Annotated in this window: 18 protein-coding genes and 1 riboswitch; of the genes, 4 read left to right on the forward strand and 14 right to left on the reverse strand. The window is 64.8% G+C overall.

Annotated features, from left to right (window positions below; genetic code table 11):
• The first annotated feature begins 71 nt into the window (after positions 1-71).
• Together AB7531_RS37740 and AB7531_RS37745 are read left to right on the forward strand one after the other, a co-directional pair.
• The gene (locus tag AB7531_RS37740) at positions 72-1100 is read left to right on the forward strand and encodes a putative zinc-binding metallopeptidase (RefSeq protein ID WP_063985560.1); all 1029 of its coding nucleotides are present in this window, start codon (positions 72-74) and stop codon (positions 1098-1100) included.
• Positions 1097-2131, forward strand: coding sequence for a D-alanine--D-alanine ligase family protein (locus tag AB7531_RS37745; protein WP_063985561.1), 1035 nt, complete (start codon positions 1097-1099; stop codon positions 2129-2131). Before AB7531_RS37740 ends, AB7531_RS37745 begins: the two co-directional genes overlap by 4 nt.
• A gap of 114 nt (positions 2132-2245) precedes the next feature.
• Here the strand turns inward: AB7531_RS37745 and AB7531_RS37750 are convergent, their stop codons facing one another.
• From AB7531_RS37750 to AB7531_RS37790, 9 genes are all read right to left on the reverse strand, one after another.
• Positions 2246-2704 carry an SRPBCC family protein gene (locus AB7531_RS37750; protein ID WP_063985562.1) on the reverse strand — a complete coding sequence of 153 codons (459 nt, stop codon included), beginning with the start codon at positions 2702-2704 and terminating at the stop codon, positions 2246-2248.
• A gap of 10 nt (positions 2705-2714) precedes the next feature.
• The gene (locus AB7531_RS37755) at positions 2715-3554 is read right to left on the reverse strand and encodes an XdhC family protein (RefSeq protein ID WP_063985563.1); all 840 of its coding nucleotides are present in this window, start codon (positions 3552-3554) and stop codon (positions 2715-2717) included.
• 10 nt (positions 3555-3564) lie between these two features.
• Positions 3565-4773, reverse strand: a complete 1209-nt coding sequence (locus AB7531_RS37760; RefSeq protein WP_063985564.1) for a vWA domain-containing protein — start codon at positions 4771-4773, stop codon at positions 3565-3567.
• Positions 4770-5636, reverse strand: a complete 867-nt coding sequence (locus AB7531_RS37765) for an AAA family ATPase (RefSeq protein WP_063985565.1) — start codon at positions 5634-5636, stop codon at positions 4770-4772. The genes AB7531_RS37760 and AB7531_RS37765 overlap by 4 nt, the downstream gene beginning before the upstream one ends.
• A gap of 153 nt (positions 5637-5789) precedes the next feature.
• Entirely contained in the window at positions 5790-8210 is a 2421-nt protein-coding gene (locus tag AB7531_RS37770) for an aerobic carbon-monoxide dehydrogenase large subunit (protein ID WP_063985566.1), read from the reverse strand.
• Positions 8207-8707: a (2Fe-2S)-binding protein gene (locus tag AB7531_RS37775; protein ID WP_063985567.1), complete on the reverse strand. Its 501-nt coding sequence runs from the start codon at positions 8705-8707 to the stop codon at positions 8207-8209. Before AB7531_RS37775 ends, AB7531_RS37770 begins: the two co-directional genes overlap by 4 nt.
• 13 nt (positions 8708-8720) lie before the next feature.
• Positions 8721-9584 carry an FAD binding domain-containing protein gene (locus AB7531_RS37780; RefSeq protein WP_063986697.1) on the reverse strand — a complete coding sequence of 288 codons (864 nt, stop codon included), beginning with the start codon at positions 9582-9584 and terminating at the stop codon, positions 8721-8723.
• Between the two features lie 359 nt (positions 9585-9943).
• Positions 9944-11146, reverse strand: a complete 1203-nt coding sequence (locus tag AB7531_RS37785) for an MHYT domain-containing protein (RefSeq protein ID WP_063986698.1) — start codon at positions 11144-11146, stop codon at positions 9944-9946.
• Between the two features lie 100 nt (positions 11147-11246).
• Positions 11247-11804: a 6,7-dimethyl-8-ribityllumazine synthase gene (locus AB7531_RS37790; protein WP_063985568.1), complete on the reverse strand. Its 558-nt coding sequence runs from the start codon at positions 11802-11804 to the stop codon at positions 11247-11249.
• A 74-nt stretch (positions 11805-11878) separates the two neighbouring features.
• A riboswitch (FMN riboswitch) is annotated at positions 11879-12054 on the reverse strand.
• Positions 12055-12441: 387 nt separating this feature from the next.
• Between AB7531_RS37790 and AB7531_RS37795 the strand changes: the two genes are divergently transcribed.
• Positions 12442-12942 carry a YbjN domain-containing protein gene (locus tag AB7531_RS37795; RefSeq protein ID WP_028151553.1) on the forward strand — a complete coding sequence of 167 codons (501 nt, stop codon included), beginning with the start codon at positions 12442-12444 and terminating at the stop codon, positions 12940-12942.
• A 191-nt stretch (positions 12943-13133) separates the two neighbouring features.
• Entirely contained in the window at positions 13134-13970 is an 837-nt protein-coding gene (proC, locus tag AB7531_RS37800; protein WP_231143637.1) for a pyrroline-5-carboxylate reductase, read from the forward strand.
• Between the two features lie 150 nt (positions 13971-14120).
• On the opposite strand, the gene AB7531_RS37805 is transcribed toward proC, so the two are convergent.
• The 5 genes from AB7531_RS37805 to AB7531_RS37825 form a co-directional block, all read right to left on the reverse strand.
• Positions 14121-14513 carry a thioesterase family protein gene (locus AB7531_RS37805; RefSeq protein WP_063985570.1) on the reverse strand — a complete coding sequence of 131 codons (393 nt, stop codon included), beginning with the start codon at positions 14511-14513 and terminating at the stop codon, positions 14121-14123.
• A 206-nt stretch (positions 14514-14719) separates the two neighbouring features.
• Positions 14720-14968, reverse strand: coding sequence for a tautomerase family protein (locus AB7531_RS37810; RefSeq protein ID WP_071909549.1), 249 nt, complete (start codon positions 14966-14968; stop codon positions 14720-14722).
• Between the two features lie 55 nt (positions 14969-15023).
• Positions 15024-16544, reverse strand: a complete 1521-nt coding sequence (gene hisS, locus AB7531_RS37815; protein ID WP_063985571.1) for a histidine--tRNA ligase — start codon at positions 16542-16544, stop codon at positions 15024-15026.
• 84 nt (positions 16545-16628) lie between these two features.
• On the reverse strand, positions 16629-17153 hold the full coding sequence (locus AB7531_RS37820) for a YegJ family protein (protein ID WP_063986699.1): 525 nt from the start codon (positions 17151-17153) through the stop codon (positions 16629-16631).
• Between the two features lie 138 nt (positions 17154-17291).
• Positions 17292-18374, reverse strand: coding sequence for a branched-chain amino acid aminotransferase (locus AB7531_RS37825; protein ID WP_063985572.1), 1083 nt, complete (start codon positions 18372-18374; stop codon positions 17292-17294).
• Positions 18375-18562 lie beyond the last annotated feature (188 nt).

Below are 18562 nucleotides of genomic sequence, written 5' to 3' on the forward strand. Positions count from 1 at the left end.
CACGGGTTGTTGCCGGCTGCGGCCCATGACATCATCCGGATACTGAGCCATCTTTGCCCTCTGGATGCCTGATGCCACGCCGGAAATTTGCCTGGGAGAAGCTGTCGGATGACGAGTTGCTCAAGCAGCGCCTCTCCAGCCTGAGGGTTACGGTCAAAGGCACCTGGCTCGAGGACTGCGTCAGCACGCTCCATGAGGAGCTCGAAGAGCGGGGCATCCGGCTGCGACCGCACACATGGATCTCGAGCGAATGGTTCAGTCCGGGCGATGTGCCGGGCATCGCCATCCCCTTCTATCTCGCCCATCCCCGTCTGATGAAGCTCGAGAAGAAGATGATGTTCGACGTCGAGGGCGGAACCTGGCGCGAGTGCATGGGTATCCTCCGTCACGAGGCCGGCCATGCCGTGCAGCACGGCTATCAGCTGCAGCGCCGCCGGCGCTGGCAGCAGCTGTTCGGCCCGTCGTCGAAACACTACCCGCGCTACTACCGGCCCAATCCTGCCAGCAGGCGCTACGTCCAGCACCTCCGGCTGTGGTACGCGCAAAGCCATCCGGATGAAGACTTCGCCGAGACCTTCGCGGTGTGGCTGCGCCCACGCTCGAACTGGCGGACGCGATATGCCGGATGGCCGGCGCTGAAGAAGCTCGAATATGTCGACGAGCTGATGCACGAGATTGCGGGAAAGCGGCCGCTGATCACGACGCGGGAGCGTGTCGATACGCTGGGCCGGCTCAGCCAGACGCTCGAAGACCACTACAAGAAGAAGCAGGCGTTCTACGCCTTCACAGCGCCGAAGACCTACGACCGCGACCTCTCCAGGCTGTTTTCAGCCGATCCACGGCATCACCGCTCAAAGCCGGCTTCGGCCCTGATCAGGCGTCACCGCGCGCAGATCAGGCAGCTGGTCGCGCGGTGGACGGGCGAGAACCAGCTCACGCTCGATGCCGTGCTCGATGATATGATCTCCCGCTGCCGTGAGCTCGATCTGCGCGCCGTCGGCCCCGAACAGAAGCTCGTTCTCGATTTCACCGTCCTCGTGACCGCCAAGACGATGCACGCGCTGTTTGGCCCGTCTCGGCGCAAATGGATCGCGCTATGAGACGCTCACGCATTCTGGTGCTGATGCATCCGGACTTCATGCCTCCGGACTCCTCCGACGGATACACGCCGCAGGAAATCAACAACTGGAAGACGGAATACGACGTGGTGAGCACCTTGCGTGCGGCCGGCCACGAGGTTCGCGCCCTCGGTGCGCAGGACGAGATCAAGCCGATCCGCGAGGCGATCGAAGAATTCAAGCCGCACGTGGTCTTCACGCTGCTCGAGGAATTCCACAACAACGTCGCCTACGACCAGCACATCGCCAGCTATCTCGAGCTGATGAAAGTCCCTTATACCGGGTGCAATCCGCGCGGCCTGATCCTGGCGCGCGGCAAGGATTTGTCCAAGACGCTGGTGCATCACCGCCGGATCGCAGCGCCGGCCTTCGCCGTCTTCCCGATGCGCCGCAAGGTGAAGCGCCCGACGCGCCTTGCGCTGCCGCTGATCGTCAAGAGCCTGAACATGGACGGGTCCTTCGGCATCTCGCAGGCCTCGATCGTCGATACCGACGAGAAGCTCGTGGAGCGCGTCGCCTTCATCCACGAGCGGGTCGAATCCGCCGCCATCGCCGAGCAGTTCATCGAGGGGCGAGAGCTTTATGTCGGCGTGCTCGGCAACAACCGGCTGCGCGTCCTGCCGGTTTGGGAACTGAAATTCGGCAGCATGGGCGGGCGCAGATCACGGCACATCGCCACGGAGAAAGCCAAGCACGACACCGACTATCAGGAGAAGCTCGGCATCGTCGACGGGCCGGCGAAGGACCTTGCGCCCGAAGTCACCGCGCGCATCCAGCGCGCCGCGAAGCGCATCTACCGGGCGCTTGGCCTCGACGGCTATGCGCGCATCGATTTTCGTCTCGCCGCCGACGGCACGCCGTATTTCATCGAGGCCAATCCCAACCCCGAGATCGCCAAGAGCCAGGAGTTCGCCACGGCGGCCCAACATGCCGGACTCAAATATCCGGATCTCCTGCAGCGCATCCTGACGCTGGGGATCAGCCGGGCCAAGGCGGGGGTGTCGCTGGGGTGATGGCGGCTTGCGCAACTATCGTAGGGTGGGCAAAGGCGCAAAGCGCCGTGCCCACGTTCTTTGTTTGCGATAGAGAATGGTGGGCACGCTTACGCTTTGCCCACCCTACGAGACCTATTGCGCCTCGACCTTCGCGCTCACCACGTCCGCAAATGACTTGAAGAACTCCCCCGCCAGCTTCGTCGCGGTCGAATTGATCAACCGCGCTCCCAACTGCGCGAGCTTGCCGCCGATCTGCGCATCGACTTCGTAATGCAACACTGTCACGTCGGCACTCTCGGATTCCAGCCGCACCAGCGCGCCGCCCTTGGCGAAGCCGGCGACGCCGCCGGAGCCCTCGCCCGAGATGCGATAGGAGTTGGGCGGATCGAAATCGGACAGCGTCACCTTACCGCTGAACGTCGCCTTCACCGGGCCGACCTTGAAGACCACCGTCGCCGTCATCTCGTTCGGGGCGGTCACCTCGAGCGACTGGCAGCCGGGGATGCACTGCTTCAGCACAGCGGGATCGTTCAGCGCCGCCCACACCTGCTCGCGTGAGGCGGGAATTCGCTGGCTGTCGTTCATCTGCATGATCGGTGTCTCACTCTCTGCTTGCTGTTTGATTGGCCGCGCGCTGGCCACGCCGTCGTTCCCTTGTGATCTCCGCGAGGATCGACATTGCGATCTCCTCCGGCGTGATCGCGCCGAGATCGAGGCCGGCCGGCGCCTTGAAATCATCGATCGCGGCGGCATTGGCGCCTTCCGCGAGAAGCTTGGCGCGCAACGAAGCCATCTTGCGGCGGCTGCCGACGAAGGCGTGGTAGTCGGCTTTGGTCGCGACCGCGGCACGCAAGGCGGCTTCATCACCCTTGCCTTGCGTCGAGACCACGACGAAGCGCTTAGCGTCGTTGAGCTCGCCGAGGTGATAACCATCGATGACTGCATCGGCATCCGGCTGCGCCGTGCGATCGGTGGCGGGTGCAGCCAGCGTGACGTGATAACCGAGCACGCGCGCCTGCGCCGCAAGTGACAGCGCCACCGGGCTTGCCCCGAGAATGACAAGCGAGGGATGCGGCAGCACCGGCTCGACGAAGATGTCCATCGTGCCCTTGCTCGGGCACATGTTGCTGGCGAAGCGAATGCCGTCGCGGCTCTCGCCTGCGCTGACGCCCAGCTCGGCCAGAAGGTTCTCCGGCTGCACCGAGACCATCCGCGGCTCGCCATCGGCGAGCGCCTCGCGCGCCGCCTTCAGCACCGCGCCCTTGGCGCAGCCCCCGCCGATCCAACCCGCGACGATGGTGCCGTCGGCGGCGATGATCGCCTTGGCGCCAGCCTTCGCCGCGGTCACCGACACCGTGCGCACCACCGTCGCGAGCACGAAGGCGCGCTCGGCCGCCTTCATCTGCGCAATGAGATCGAGTACTTCGACATGGGCGATCATCGGCGTATCCTCAGAGCTTCGCCAAATAGGGTTCGAGCGCGCGCAGGCTTTGCAGCGAATTCGCGGGCGCATAGAGATCGACATGCGGCAACGCAGCTCTTATGCCCCGCGCTTCGGGCGTGTAGCCCTCCCACGCCATCATCGGGTTGAGCCAGACGATGCGGCGACAGCGCCGGTGCAACGCCGCCATCTCGCGGCCAAGCAATGCGGCATCCCCGGTCTCGTAGCCGTCGGACACGATCATCACGCAGCTGCGGGAATGGATCACGCGCGCGGCGTGCCAGCGATTGAAGGTTTGCAAGCACTCGCCGATCCTGGTGCCGCCACCCGCGCCTTGCGCCATGATCGAGAGCCGGTCGAGCGCGCGGCCGGCATCCTTCTCCTTCATCGCATCGGAGACATAGGCGAGCCGCGTGTGGAACAGGAACGCCTCGGCCTCGCGGAACTGGTCGAGCACACCGTGGATGAAGCGCAGGAAGACTGACGTGTACATGCTCATCGATCCCGAGGCATCGAGCAGCACGACGAGCCGCAACGGCTTGTCCTTGCGCTGGCGTTTCACCAGGCTGATAGGAACGCCGCCATGGCTGATGTTGCGATGAATGGTGCGGCGGAGATCAAGCCGGTAGCCGCGCCGGCGCGCGAGATCGCGCCGGGTCAGCCGCGTGCGCATTGCCTTGGCGAGCGCTGCTGCGGCCTCATGGGCCTGCGCGACCTGATCTGGATCGCTCAGCTTTCGGAAATCGACCTCGGCAAGATTGTCGGCGCGTGAAGCACCTTCCATGCGGCCCTCGCCGGAGCGGCCTTCCGGCGCGTCGTCGGAGGACGGAAGCTGGTCGACGGCGGACTGGTTACTGCCCTGCTCCGCCGCCTTTTCTTGCAAGCTTTTCAGCGAAGGATTGCTGGCGCCCGGCGCGGATCCAATCGTGCGGGAACGCGAGCGCACACGCTTCCCGAGCCAGAATGCATCGAACAGCCCGTCGAACTTGTCCCAGTCGGATTTGCGTGCCGAGAACAGGTGCTTGAACGCCGCGCGCAGCAGGTTCGGCCGGGCCGCATAGCCCGATGACATCAGCGTCGCCGCATCCTGCCCCTCGGCAAGCCCGACGCGAAAGCCGGCCTCGCGCAGCGTGCGCAGGAACGCCGCAAGCTTCGCGGAGACGAGGCGCGAGACCTCGTTGAGGTCATCATATCCGGGGCTGGAGCCACAGCAGCTCATGCGACCTTTCCCAGCAGGCGCTGCGTCACCTCTGGCGTGACACGGGCGCGGTCTTCGTGAGTCTTCAACAGGCAGACGAGCGTCTCATGCACAGTCTCGGGTGCGTCGTGAAGATTGGTTACGTCGAGGCCGACGAGAGCTGCCGCCCAATCCAGCGTCTCCGCCACGCCCGGGACTTTTCGCAGTTCCTCCTTGCGCACACCCTCGACCATGCGCGCGATCTGGAGCGACAGCGACGGGCTGGCGCCCATGACGCGCGTCAGGATGATGCGAGTCTCGCGGTCGACGTCGGGATATTCGACATAGTGATAGAGGCAGCGCCGGCGCAACGCGTCGGACAGTTCGCGCGTGCCGTTCGAGGTCAGCACGACATGCGGGATCGTGACGGCCGCGATCGTGCCGAGCTCGGGGATCGAGACCTGGAAGTCGGACAGCAATTCCAGCAGGAAGGCCTCGAACTCGTCGTCGGCCCGGTCGATCTCGTCGATCAGCAGCACCGGCGCCCTCGGCCGGCGGATCGCGGCGAGCAAGGGGCGCTCGAGCAGGTATTTTTCCGAGAACACCTGGTCCTCGATGCTATCGCTGCCACGATGGGCCTGGATCGCCAGCAATTGGCGCTGGTAATTCCACTCGTAGAGCGCGGAGGACTGATCGAGGCCCTCGTAGCATTGCAGCCGGATCAGCTCGGTCGCGTGCACTTTTGCAAGTGCTTTCGCCACTTCCGTCTTGCCGACGCCCGCTTCGCCTTCGAGCAGCAGCGGACGCCGCAACAATTGCATCAGCGAGATCGCGGTCGCAAGGTCCGCATCGGCGATATAGCCCGATGCGGCCAAGGCTTGCGCGATCTCGTCTCGATTCTTCATTGGTCCTCGAACTAAATGCCGCACGTTCCGTGGCCTTCATGGTTCGAGACGCGCGAAGACGCGCTCCTCACCATGAGGGTCTATGACCTCATCCTGAGGAGCGGCGCGTACGCCGCGTCTCGAAGGATGAAGGCCCGGCTTTCGCCAATCACCCTACGCCACCGCGCCCAGATCCTTCGCCGCCTTCCAGTTGCGCCAGAAATCATGCGGCATCTGGATGTGCGTGGAGCCTAAGAACGAGAACGCGTCGTTGACGGCGTTGGAGAAGGCCGGCACGCCGCCGACATTCGGGCTTTCGCCGACGCCCTTGGCGCCGATCGGGTGATGCGGCGACGGGGTGACAGTGAAGTCGGTCTCCCAATGCGGCGTCTCCACCGCGGTCGGCATGAAGAAGTCCATGAACGAGCCGGTGACGACGTTGCCGACCTCGTCGTAGCGGATCTCCTGGCCCATCGCGATGGCGAAAGCTTCGGTGAGGCCGCCATGCACCTGACCCTCGATGATCATCGGGTTGATGCGGGTGCCGCAATCGTCGAGCGCGTAGAAGCGCCGGACCTTGTACACGCCGGTATCGACATCGATGTCCATCACGCAGAGATAGGCGCCGAACGGATAGGTCATGTTGGGCGGATCGTAATAGCTGACCGCCTCCAGCCCGGGCTCCATGCCTGGCGGCACCGAGTTGTACGCCGCCCAGCAGATGTCCTTCATCGACATGAACTTCTCCGGCAGGCCCTTCACCCGGAAACCGTCGATGTCGAATTCGAGATCGTCCTCGTGGACCTCGAGCTTGTAGGCCGCGATCATCTGCGCCTTGGCCTTGATTTTTCGCGCAGCCATCGCGATCGCCGCGCCCGCCACCGGCGTCGAGCGCGAACCGTAGGTGCCGAGCCCGTAGGGCGCGGTGTCGGTGTTGCCCTCCTCCACCATGATGTTGTCGGCGGGAATGCCGATCTCGGTCGCGATGATCTGGGCCCAGGTGGTCTCGTGACCCTGGCCCTGGCTCTTGGTGCCCATGCGCGCGATGCCCGCACCGGTCGGATGCATGCGGATCTCGCAGGAATCGAACATGGCGATGCCGAGGATGTCGCAGTTCTTCGACGGGCCAGCACCGACGATCTCGGTGAAGAAGGAGATGCCGAGCCCCATGATCTCGCGGGTCTCCCCCCGCGCGAACGCGGCACGCTTCTCCGCCTGCTCCTTCCGGAGCGCGGCGTAGCCGGTCGTCTCCATCATCTTGCGCATGGCGGTGTGGTAGTCGCCGGAATCGTATTCCCAGCCGAGCGCCGAGTGATAGGGGAACTGCTCCGGCTTGATGAAGTTCTTCAGCCGGAGTTCAGCGGGGTCCATGTTGAGCTTCTGCGCCAGAATATCCATGGCGCGCTCGATGCAGTAGGCCGCCTCCGTGACGCGGAACGAGCAACGGTAGGCGACGCCGCCCGGCGCCTTGTTGGTGTAGACGCCATCGACAGCCAGATGTGCGGTCGGGAAGTCATAGGAGCCAGTGACGATGTTGAAGAAGCCGGCAGGCCATTTCGACGGGTCGGCGCAGGCGTCGAACGCACCGTGATCGGCGAGCACGTGGACACGAAGGCCGGTGACCTTGCCGTCCTTGGTCGCGGCGATCTCGGTGGTCATGTGATAGTCGCGCGCGAACGAGGTCGCGGTGAGGTTCTCGATGCGGTCCTCGACCCATTTCACCGGCTTGCCGGTGACGATGGAGGCCACCGCCGCACAGATATAACCGGGATAGGCGCCGACCTTGTTGCCGAAACCGCCGCCGATGTCGGGCGCGATGACGTGGATCTTGTGCTCCGGAATTTTTGCGATCAGCGCCACCACGGTGCGGATCACGTGCGGGGCCTGGAACGTGCCGTAAATCGTCAGCTCGCCCTTGAACTTGTCGAAGGAGCAGACGCACTGGCAGGTCTCCAGCGGCGATGGATGGGTGCGGTGGTAGGAGATCATCTCCTTGATCTTGACCTCGGCCTTGTTGAAGGCCGCGTCGGTCAATTCCTTGTCGCCGACGGTCCACTCGAAGATGTGGTTGTCGTGCTTGCGCGGACCATGCGCGCCGGACATCTTGCCGACGAGATCCTCGCGCAGCACCGGCGCATCCTTGTCCATCGCCTTGAAGGGATCGACCAGCGGAGGCAGCGGCTCGTATTCGACGACAACCGCGTTGATGCCGTCATCCGCCGCATAGCGGTCGGTGGCGACAACGAAGGCGACCTCCTGATTCTGAAACAGCACCTTGCCGTCGGCCAGAACCATCTGCACGTCGCCGGCCAAGGTCGGCATCCAGGCGAGGTTCACGGTCTTCAGCGTCTCAGCGGTGATGACCGCGAGCACGCCGGGCACCTTTAGCGCCGCGCTGTCGTCGATCTTCTTGACGCGCGCATGCGGATGCGGCGAGCGGACGAAGTCGCCGTGCAGCATGCCGGGCAGCTTGACGTCGTCGACGTAATTGCCCTTGCCCTGGGTGAAGCGGATATCCTCGACGCGCTTGCGCTTGCAGCCCATGCCTTCGAGTGCGGCGGTGCGTTGTTCCCGCGTGGGAGTGAGGTCGTTCATTCTGCGGCCTCCTGGAATTCCACGCCGTTGATCTTTGCGGCGGCGTATTGAATGGCTTTGACGATGTTCTGGTAGCCGGTGCAGCGGCAGATGTTGCCGGAGATGCCCATGCGGATTTCCGGCTCGCTCGGCGAGGGATTTTCCTTCAGCAGCCGATGCGCGCGGACAATCATGCCGGGCGTGCAGAAGCCGCATTGCAGACCGTGCATCATGCGGAAACCTTCCTGGAGCGCCGAGAGCGTGCCGTCGGCATTGGCCATGCCTTCGATCGTGGTGATGTCACTGCCATCGGCCTGCACCGCAAACATGGTGCAGGACTTCACCGACATGCCGTCGATATCGACGGTGCAGGCGCCGCAATGCGTCGTCTCGCAGCCGATATGGGTGCCGGTCATCTGCAGATTCTCGCGGATGAAATGCACCAGCAGCGTGCGCGGCTCGACGAGGCCTTCGACCTCGGCGCCGTTCACCTTCATGGTGACGTGTGTTTTAGCCATCGATCCCTCTCCCTTACTTCGCGACAGCGGCGGCGCGCTGAAGCGCGCGCGTCACCATGATGCCGCCGACATGTTTTCGGTATTCGACCGGGCCGCGGGCATCCGCAGCTGGCGCCATGATCGCTGCGGCCGCAGCGGCGGCCTTCTTCAACGTCGCCGCATCGAGGCTGGTGCCAATCACGGCCTTGGCGGCATCGGCAGCCAGCAGCGGCGTCTCGTGGACGTTGGTGAGCCCGATCGCGCAGGTCGCGACCTTGCCACTCGCCATGGTGAGAACGACGGCGGCGGCGGCGGTGGCGTAGTCTCCGACCTTGCGCTTGAGTTTTTCGTAGGCGTAGCCGTGGCCGGCCGCGGGCACGGGAACCGAGACGGAGGTCAGGATCTCGCCCGGCTCGAGCGCGGTGAAATAGGCGCCCTGATAGAAGTCGGCCGCCGCGACGTCGCGGGAGCCACCCGGGCCTTCGAGGCGATAGGTTGCCCCCAAGGTCATCATCAGCGCCGGCATGTCGTTGCCGGGATCGCCATTGGCGACATTGCCGCCGATCGTGCCGCGGTAGCGCACCTGCGGGTCGGCGATCAGCAGTGCCGCTTCATGCAGGATCGGCATCGACTTGGCAACGTCGTCCGAGACCAGCAGCTCGTGCTGGGTGGTCATCGCGCCGATGACCAGATTGTTGCCGTCGCGGCTGATGCCCTTGAGGGCGGCGATGCCGTGCAGGTCGATCAGATGGGCGGGGGTGGCGAGCCGAAGCTTCATCATCGGCACCAGGCTATGCCCGCCGGCCAGAGGCCGGGCATCCTCGCCGAGGTCTGACAATAGCTTGACGGCATCGGCGACACTCGCCGGCCGGTGATAGCTGAATGAGCCTGGGATCATCATCTCCTCCTCGTCGTCCTTTGCGCGTGACGGCGCGGACGTTGAGGGGAGGCTCACTCCGAGAGGGGCGCGCCGCAATCATTCGGGCACGGAACAGCGGATTTCGCACGAGTTGCGGCGGGGAACGCACGAATTGCGTCAGGGGTAGCGACGTATGGCGGCGGCCACTTACCCTCCCCTGGAGGGGGAGGGTCGACCGCGCGAAGCGCCGGCGGGGTGGGGTGATCTCTCCACTCGGGCAGTATTCATCGCGGAGGGACCGTCACCCCACCCCGCTCCGCATTACGCTCCGCTCCATGCGAAGCGACCCTCCCCCACCAGGGGGGTAAGAAAGAACGCGCCTCCCGTGCGGCCCGACTCTACGCGTGCCGCCGGTTCGCTAGCCCCAACCTTGCCTTCACCTCGGCTATCTTGGCACGGCTGACCGGGACCCGATGCGGCGACGGACCGTCGAGCTCGAGCACGGCGCCATCCCCCTCTTTGCGGACCAATGCGACATGGGGGATGGCAACGATATGGCTGCGGTGCACCCGGAGGAACAGCGAGGGATCGAGCTGCGCCTCGGCCTCCGAGATCGACCAGGGGCACATTCGCTCGCGGGTGCCGTCGTGAACACGGGTGTAGTGCGCATCGGCCCGGACGCTGCGGACATTGGCTGTCTCGATGAAGTGCGTGCCGTCGGCGCTCTCGACCGGCAATCGGGGAACCGGCGCGCGGGGCGGCTGGCCGAGACCGCCGAGGGGTGCCACCGGGCGCGGAGCTGCAGCCGGCGCAGCGATCAGTTCGATGGCGGCCACCGCGACCGGCGAAGCAACCGGTTCGGCGGCAACAGAGGTCGAAGTCTGACGCCGCTGGTCGGGAACCAGCGACAGCAGGAAGCCGGCTGCGATGACGAAGCACAGCACCGCAACGATGATCGACAAGATTTGTTGCGACGCGGCAAGACCGCCGCCGGCGTGGTGATGCGCCGCACCGGTCAGCGGCTCGAAATGCATACCCAGCATCGCCGTGTAATGCATGCCGGAGACGGCGACGCCAAAAACAATCGAGCTGACGATCAGCCGGACGCCCTCCTGCTGCGCCAGGAAGGCGCGCAGGCCGCCATAGGCCGTGACGATTGCGACCACGACCGAGAGCAGCACCATGGTCCGGTCGTGGACGATAATGAAATGACCGGCGAGGCCGTGGATGCCGACATAATGCATGCTGGCGATGCCGACGCCGAGCAAAACGGCCGACGAGGCCACTCGCTTCAGGGATGGCTCGCCGATCGAGACAAAGAACAAGGAGATGCCGACCACCAGCGCGCAGATCAGGAACGAGATGATGGTGGGAAGAACGAGATAGACCGTGTCCGGCGGCAGCGGCGCAGCCAGCATGCCGACGAAATGCATGGTCCAGATGCCGACGGCCAGAAACGCGGCCGCACCCGCGAGCAGAACGCGGTTGCTGACGCCGGGCGTGTTGCGGATGCGAGCAGCAAGCGCAAAGCCGGTATAGCCACCCAGACTCGCGACCGCCACAGAGAGCGCGACGAGATAGGGATCGTGTCCTTCGAACATGATCTTGTCGGCCGTCCGTCTCCACGGCACGGCCTCCTCCCGCCGCCGACTTTATAGGGACGGCGACGGGATTGACAATCAGCGGCGTGTGAGCGGACGGCTACACAATGCCCGCCGCGACCTGGCCGCGCAGGCGCTCCAGGCCGAGCAACGTCTCGGCGCAGGCTGCGGCGACCTCGACGCCCTTGATCGCAAAATGCCTGCGGAAGAAATCGTAATGCACCTCGGTCTCGTGGAATTGCTGCGGCGTCAGCACCGCTGAGAACACCGGCACCTCGGTGCGCAGCTGCACGTCCATCAGCGCCTTGATGACGGTGTCGGCGACGAACTCGTGTCGGTAGATGCCGCCATCGACAACGAGGCCCGCCGCGACGATCGCGGTGTAGCGCCGCGTCTTGGCGAGGATCTGCGCATGCAGCGGGATCTCGAACGAGCCCGGCACCTCGAACACGTCGACATGATTGAGGTGACGCGCGGCCGCCTCCTTCACGAAGGCGATGCGGGCCTCCTCGACCACGTCGTGATGCCAGCAGGCCTGCACGAAGGCCACCCGCTGCGGTTTCGCGAAGCGCGGATGCTCGGGTGCCGGATCCTGCGGAACCGGCGGTTGGGTGACTTCGGAAGTTTCGGTTTGGGGGTCTTGCAACATCTGATTCATGGCTTTCCTTCAAAGGACCAGAATCAGGGCACACGGAACGACAAGCAGCCGCACCTTGCGATGCGTCTGCCACCGACCGTTCTCTTTCATCCGGACTTTAACCGTCGGCTTCGGAGTTGCACCGAATCTGCTGACCCTTCCCTTCGGCAAAATTCCTTTTCAGGAAGATTCCTGGGGGAAGGCGCTCGCGGGCTTGGGCCTTGCGACCCTTACCGCCGGTGGGGACTTTCACCCCGCCCTGAGAACATCGGCCGCCCGGGATGAACGGCCTGACCGGAAATATGACGCCGCCCGGCGGCCGCAGCAAGCGCGTTCCGCATGAAAAACCGCATGGTCCCATGCCGCCATGACGGGTGTGCCCTCGCCCGGCGGAATTAACGATTGGCGCGCCATCGGCGAATCCGATTCCGATTTGTTCTCATTCGTTAAGAATTGTGGCGGAGATGAGCTGTGGACGAACGAGTCCTGGCTTGTGGACGGACTCGGCAGCCAGTTGCGCAGATTCCGCAAATCACATCACTTGATCCGCGACAGGCTCGCGCTGATCCGAGGGGATCGCGACAGCGACGTTGAGGGAGCGCGCCGGGCCGACCGCGTGCGTATCAAAGACAACAAAAAGGCAAGAGGTCGAGACGGAATGTCCCTGCTCGAAGGCACTATCGATTCCAGAAATCACCCGCTCGCGGTGGTCGAGGACATCGCTGCCAGCAACAACTGGCCGTTCGAACGCTCCGGCGAAGACGAGCTCACGATTGTCTCCAAGGGACAATGGACCGACTATCAGATCTCCTTCACCTGGATGGGTGAGATCGAGGCGCTGCATCTGGCTTGCGCCTTCGACATGAAGATTCCGGTTGCGCGGCGGGGCGAAGTGCAACGTCTCGTCGCTGCGGTCAACGAGCAATTGTGGGTCGGCCATTTCGACCTGTGGACCAACACCGGCATGATCATGCACCGCCAGGCCCTGGTGCTGCCGGGCGGGCTCACCGCCTCGACCGCGCAATGCGAGGCCATGCTCGCCGGGGCCATCCATGCCTGCGAGCGCTACTTTCCCGCGTTCCAGTTCGTGGTGTGGGCCGGTAAGACCACCGCGCAGGCGATGGACGCGGCGATGTTCGACACGGTCGGAGAGGCGTAAGGCCTCTCTCCAAGATGGTGAGGGGCGCGCGCCCCCTCCTCAGCATCGTGCCGGACAAGCGGGGCGCAGATCCGGACCCTTACCGCGCGAGTTCTCCGTATCGCGCGATGCTTGTTGCTCCGCCCTCCATCCACTAGAACCGCCTGTGGTTATGGGTCCCGGCCTTCGCCGGGACGACACCTTTGTTTGTGGTGACCACAGTGGCAGACAGCAGCACTCTCAAGAACATCACCGGCACCATCCTCCTCGCCGGCGCCGGCAAGATGGGCGGCGCGATGCTGACCGGATGGCTTGCGGGCGGGCTCGACCCGCGCCGCGTCGCGGTGATCGATCCGCACATTTCATCTGAGATCACCGCTCTTGCCGCCAACGGCGTTGCGCTCAATCCCGATGTCAAGGCCGCCGGCACAGTCGAGACACTGGTCGTCGCGGTGAAGCCGCAGATGTTCCGCGAGGCCGGCGCCAAGCTGAAGCAGTTCGTCTCGGAGAAAACATCGGTGGTCTCGATCATGGCGGGAACCACGATCGCATCGCTCGAAGAGGTCTGCGGCGGTGCCGTGGTGCGCGCGATGCCGAACACGCCGGCCGCGATCGGTCGCGGCATCACGGTCGCCGTCGCGGCGAAGAACGTCAGCACCACGCAGCGCGCGGTAGCCGATGCGCTGCTGCGTGCCACCGGCTCGGTCGAATGGGTCGAGGATGAAGGCCTGATGGATGCGGTCACCGCGGTGTCCGGCTCAGGCCCGGCCTATGTGTTCCTGCTCGCCGAAGAGCTCGCGCGCGCCGGCGTCGAGGCCGGACTGCCCGAAGCGCTGGCGACGAAGCTTGCACGCGAAACCGTCGCCGGCTCTGGTGAACTTCTGCATCAGTCGGAGCTTCCCTCCAGCACGCTGCGCCAGAACGTCACCTCGCCCGGCGGCACCACCGCCGCAGCACTCGGCGTGCTGATGGGCGAGCCGGGCCTGCGCGATCTGATGATCAGCGCGATCGCGGCCGCGACGAAGCGGTCGAAGGAGCTGGCGAAATAGCGAGGTGTCGTAGGGTGGGCAAAGCGGCTTGTCCGCCGAAGCTCGACGAGCGAAGGCGGAAGCGTGCCCACCAACTTCGTTCGCGATCCCGAAAGATGGTGGGCACGGCGCTTCGCGCCTTTGCCCACCCTACGACATTCGCGCTCGCCGCTACGCCCCCAGCCGCTTGTTGAACATCTCGACATTCACAAGCCCGCGCGCATGGCGGCCCTCGCCGAGCCTGCGCGTGCCCTCGAACGCCTCGACCTCGAAGCGGATGACGCGGCGCTCGACCGCGACCACCTTCGCGGTGGTCCGCACCGTCGCGCCGACGAGAGCGGCTGCGAGATGGCGGATGTCGACCTCGGTGCCGACAGTGACCCAGCCCGGCTGAAGCGCGGCGCGGATCGCATCGCCCGACGTCATCTCCATCTCCAGGATCATCATCGGCGTCGCATAGACCATGGGCATGCCGGGCACGAAATGCCCGACCGTGCGCTCAGCCGGCACCACCAGCGTGCGCTCGGCGCTCATGCCGACCTTGATGAAGTCGCGTGCGTCCATGGGGGCCTCAAACTCCGCTGTCGTCCCGGACAAGCGCAGCGAAGCGGAGCGCTGGTCCGGGACCCATAACCACAGGGAGTAGTTTGGCGAAGACTCCGAGTTACCAGCTCGCCAAATAACCACTGCCTGTGGTTATGGGTCCCCCCTTTCGTGCGCAATTGCGCACTCGGCGGGGACGACAGTAGAGACTGCCGATATAGCGCTGGCTATTTCTTCGCAGCCGCCGCGCGCTCCACAAAGGTCTTGCCGCCCTTCATCTTGTGACGGAGCGGGGCTTCGTTGATCTGGATGACGACGGCATCGGCATCGACGCCGAGATTCTTCACCAGGGCCTGGGTGATGTCGCGCATCATGCCGGCCTTCTGCTCGTCGGTGCGGCCTTCGGCCATGCTGACGGTAATCTCAGGCATCGTTCTCTCCCTTGCGGCCGAACACCGGCCATTGACGGTCGCCATCAAACAAGACGTGGATGCCTGGGACAAGCCCGGGCGTGACGGCCTTCCGGAATGGCTATCCCCACTTTACGTCATGGCGGCCCAGGACTTCGCGCACCTTGGCGACGAGGTCGGCTTCGCTGCACGAGAACTGCGCCGGACGGCTCTCGCGCCACTCCTGGTTGGAGGCGATGGCGGCAGCGGCCTTGGCGCCTTCGATCAGATCCTTGATCTGCAGCTCGCCGCGCGCCTTTTCATCCGAGCCCTGGATGATCACGCAAGGTGAGTTGCGGCGGTCGGCATATTTGAGCTGGTTGCCCATGTTCTTGGGATTGCCGAGATAGAGCTCGGCGCGGATGCCGGCAGCGCGCAAGGACGCCACCATTTTCTGATAGTCCGCGACGCGGTCGCGATCGAACACGGTGACGACGACGGGGCCGAATTCGGGCCGCGTGTCGAGCTTGCCGAGCAGCGTCAGCGCGGCCTGGAGCCTGGACACGCCGATCGAGAACCCGGTCGCCGGCACTGGCTCACCGCGGAAGCGCGAAACGAGTCCGTCGTAACGTCCGCCGCCGCCGACGGAGCCGAACCGCACGGGCCGGCCCTTCTCGTCCTTGGTCTCGAGCAGCAGTTCAACCTCATAGACGGGGCCGGTGTAATATTCGAGGCCGCGCACGACGGAGGGATCGATTTTGATGCGGTCCGCGCCATAACCCGACGCTGTCACCAGCTTGGCAATCTCTTCCAGCTCGCTCACGCCGGCCTGACCAATCTCGCTCTTGGCGAGGTAAGTTTCCGCCGCGGCGACGGCCTCTTTCCAATCGTCGCGCGGTTTGGTGATGGCGAGAACGACGTCGGCCTCAGCTTCGCTCAAATTGGCGCCTTTCGTGAAGTCGCCCTTGCCTTCTTCGCCGCCATCCCATCGTCCGGGACCGAGCAGCTTGCGCACTTCGTCGGCGGAAAACTTGTCGAGCTTGTCGATCGCGCGCAGCACAGTCAGTCTGCGCGCGGCATTCTCGTCACCGCCGAGCCCGATGGCTTCCAGAACGCCGTCGAGCACTTTGCGGTTGTTGACCTTCACGACATAGGAGCCGCGCGCAATACCGAGCGCCTCCATCGTGTCCGCGGCCATCATGCAGATCTCGGCATCCGCCGCCGGCGTCGCCGAGCCGACCGTGTCGGCATCGAACTGCATGAACTGGCGGAAGCGGCCGGGGCCGGGCTTCTCGTTGCGGAACACGTAGCCGACGCGGTAGCTGCGGTAGGGCAGGACCAGACCGTCGGTGCCGTATCGCTCGCCGACATAGCGGGCGAGTGGCGCGGTCAAATCGTAGCGCAAGCTGATCCACTGCTCGTCATCGTCCTGGAACGAGAACACGCCCTCGTTCGGACGGTCCTGGTCGGGCAGGAACTTGCCGAGCGCATCGGTGTATTCCATCGCCGGCGTTTCCACGGGCTCGAACCCGTAGAGCTCGTAGACGGCGCGGATCTTCTCGACCATCTCGCGCGTCGCCCGGATCGCGGTGGGGTCGCGATCCTCGAGCCCGCGCGGCAGGCGCGCCTTCAGTTTCTGGGGTTTTTTGGGTTTCTCGGCCATGCGCGGCGTTTACCAGCCGACGCGCGGTGCGGCAACCGAAGTTCGCTTTACCTCGCCCCGCTTGCGGGGAGAGGGGAAGAGAATCTACGGCTGCTCCATCCGCGCCCTCAGGGCATCGGCGTCCGCCTTTGGCAGCGACTTCAGCGTCGGCTTGATGGTTTCGCCGCCGACGATCTTGCCGTTGCGCATGAACATCCAGTCTGAAATGTCGGCTTCGCTGAACTTGACCGCGTCGCCGGCCCGCTTGCCCGGCAGATCGCGCGGCTCGTTGGCGAAGAGGCCCGAATAGGTACCGTTCGGCAGCTTCTTCACGTCGCCGATCCAGATATGCTCTCCGCCCCTGCGGGTCGAAAAGCGCACCTTCAAGGCGTGCCCGGTCTCCGACGGCTTTGGCGCGTCATAGGACGCCCAGAAGGTGGGAAGCGTGCCGCGAGCGCGCGCGATCGCGGTGTTCATCTCGGGATCGGTGGTGCGCACGTCGACGATCGGCGAGCGGTCTTGTGCGACGACCTCCGGCATGGGCCCGATGGTCAGGATGCCGAGAACGCTGACGCCGGTGATTGCGGCGAGAACGACCCATTTCATGGGCTGGGAGAGTTTTGTTGCCATGTTCGCGATGTCCAGGATGCTTCGATGTCTCCTGGCTTTGTCGCGTGTCGGCAGCAGCACGTTCAGTGCGCAATAAGCCACAAACGTTGCGCGTTTCCCCTCTCCCTTGTGCGAGAGGGGAAACGTAATCGCCGTCGATCAAAACACCTTGCGGATCCAGTTGTGCGGATCGTTGGTGCGGCCGTACTGGATGTCGATGAGCTGCTTGCGCAGGCCTGTGGCGACGGGGCCGGCGGCGCCGCCGCTGATCTCGAAATCGCCGCTCACCGAGCGCACCTTGCCGATCGGCGAGATCACGGCAGCGGTGCCGCAGGCGAACGCTTCCTTCAGCTTGCCGCTCGCCGCATCCTTGCGCCACTGGTCGAGCGAGTACGGCTCCTCGCGCACCGTCTTGCCGGCATCCTTCGCGAGCGCGATGATGGAGTCGCGGGTGATGCCGGGCAGGATCGTGCCGAGCGGCGGCGTCGAGAGCGAGCCGTCCTCGAACACGAAGAAGACGTTCATGCCGCCGAGCTCCTCGATGTAGCGGCGCTCGACCGCGTCGAGGAAGACGACCTGATCGCAACCGTGCTGGATCGCTTCGGCCTGCGCACGCAGGCTCGCGGCATAATTGCCGCCGCACTTGACGGCGCCGGTGCCGCCGATCGCGGCACGGGTGTAGTTCTCCGAGACCCAGATCGAGACCGGCGCAGGTCCGCCCTTGAAATAGGAGCCAACCGGCGAAGCGATCACCGCGAAGATGTATTCGGACGACGGCTTGACGCCGAGGAAGGTCTCGCTCGCGATCATGAAGGGGCGCAGATAAAGGCTGCCCTCGCCGCCCGGCATCCAGGCGCGATCGATGCGCACGACCTGCTCGACCGCCTCGATGAAGACGTCCTCGGGCAGCTGCGCCATCGCCATGCGGTCGGCGGAGTCCTTGAAGCGCCGCGCATTGGCGTCGGGGCGGAACAGGTTCACGCCGCCGTCGTCACGCTTGTAGGCCTTGAGGCCTTCGAAGATTTCCTGCGCGTAGTGCAGGACCGCGCCGGCCGGATCGAGCTGGAAGTTGGCGCGCGCCTCGATGCGTGCTTCGTACCAGCCGCCCTTGGCCTGGTTGTAGCGGACGATCGCCATGTGATCGGTGAAAACCCGACCGAAGCCGGGATCCACCAGCTTGGCGACGCGGTCCTTCTCGGATGTCGGATTGGATGCGGGCTGGATGTCGAATTTCATACTCATGTCCTTGCCTCCCGCTGCCGGTAGCGGCGCTGTTCTGGCGCCCGCCTGCCCTGTTTGGGCCCGGCTGGCTTGATTAGGTTGTGGCTGGACCGCCGCCAGCCTTGTTACGGCCGGTTTCCGTGGCCAGCATGTCGCCGAGGACATGCTTTTGCGGAAGGCGGAAGTCCAGTATGTTTTGCCGAAATGCC

The sequence above is a fragment of the Bradyrhizobium sp. 63_E2_N1_3 genome (assembly GCF_052076005.1).
In the GTDB taxonomy this organism is placed as follows: Bacteria; Pseudomonadota; Alphaproteobacteria; order Rhizobiales; family Xanthobacteraceae; genus Bradyrhizobium; species Bradyrhizobium barranii.

Excerpts from the sequence above, each read along its gene's own strand:
- AB7531_RS37740 (WP_063985560.1), top strand. The coding sequence starts at position 72 with ATGCCACGCCGGAAATTTGCCTGGGAGAAGCTGTCGGATGACGAGTTG.
- AB7531_RS37745 (WP_063985561.1), top strand. The coding sequence starts at position 1,097 with ATGAGACGCTCACGCATTCTGGTGCTGATGCATCCGGACTTCATGCCT.
- AB7531_RS37750 (WP_063985562.1), bottom strand. The coding sequence starts at position 2,704 with ATGCAGATGAACGACAGCCAGCGAATTCCCGCCTCACGCGAGCAGGTG.
- AB7531_RS37755 (WP_063985563.1), bottom strand. The coding sequence starts at position 3,554 with ATGATCGCCCATGTCGAAGTACTCGATCTCATTGCGCAGATGAAGGCG.
- AB7531_RS37760 (WP_063985564.1), bottom strand. The coding sequence starts at position 4,773 with ATGAGCTGCTGTGGCTCCAGCCCCGGATATGATGACCTCAACGAGGTC.
- AB7531_RS37765 (WP_063985565.1), bottom strand. The coding sequence starts at position 5,636 with ATGAAGAATCGAGACGAGATCGCGCAAGCCTTGGCCGCATCGGGCTAT.
- AB7531_RS37770 (WP_063985566.1), bottom strand. The coding sequence starts at position 8,210 with ATGAACGACCTCACTCCCACGCGGGAACAACGCACCGCCGCACTCGAA.
- AB7531_RS37775 (WP_063985567.1), bottom strand. The coding sequence starts at position 8,707 with ATGGCTAAAACACACGTCACCATGAAGGTGAACGGCGCCGAGGTCGAA.
- AB7531_RS37780 (WP_063986697.1), bottom strand. The coding sequence starts at position 9,584 with ATGATCCCAGGCTCATTCAGCTATCACCGGCCGGCGAGTGTCGCCGAT.
- AB7531_RS37785 (WP_063986698.1), bottom strand. The coding sequence starts at position 11,146 with ATGTTCGAAGGACACGATCCCTATCTCGTCGCGCTCTCTGTGGCGGTC.
- AB7531_RS37790 (WP_063985568.1), bottom strand. The coding sequence starts at position 11,804 with ATGAATCAGATGTTGCAAGACCCCCAAACCGAAACTTCCGAAGTCACC.
- AB7531_RS37795 (WP_028151553.1), top strand. The coding sequence starts at position 12,442 with ATGTCCCTGCTCGAAGGCACTATCGATTCCAGAAATCACCCGCTCGCG.
- AB7531_RS37805 (WP_063985570.1), bottom strand. The coding sequence starts at position 14,513 with ATGGACGCACGCGACTTCATCAAGGTCGGCATGAGCGCCGAGCGCACG.
- AB7531_RS37810 (WP_071909549.1), bottom strand. The coding sequence starts at position 14,968 with ATGGCGACCGTCAATGGCCGGTGTTCGGCCGCAAGGGAGAGAACGATG.
- hisS (WP_063985571.1), bottom strand. The coding sequence starts at position 16,544 with ATGGCCGAGAAACCCAAAAAACCCCAGAAACTGAAGGCGCGCCTGCCG.
- AB7531_RS37820 (WP_063986699.1), bottom strand. The coding sequence starts at position 17,153 with ATGGCAACAAAACTCTCCCAGCCCATGAAATGGGTCGTTCTCGCCGCA.
- AB7531_RS37825 (WP_063985572.1), bottom strand. The coding sequence starts at position 18,374 with ATGAGTATGAAATTCGACATCCAGCCCGCATCCAATCCGACATCCGAG.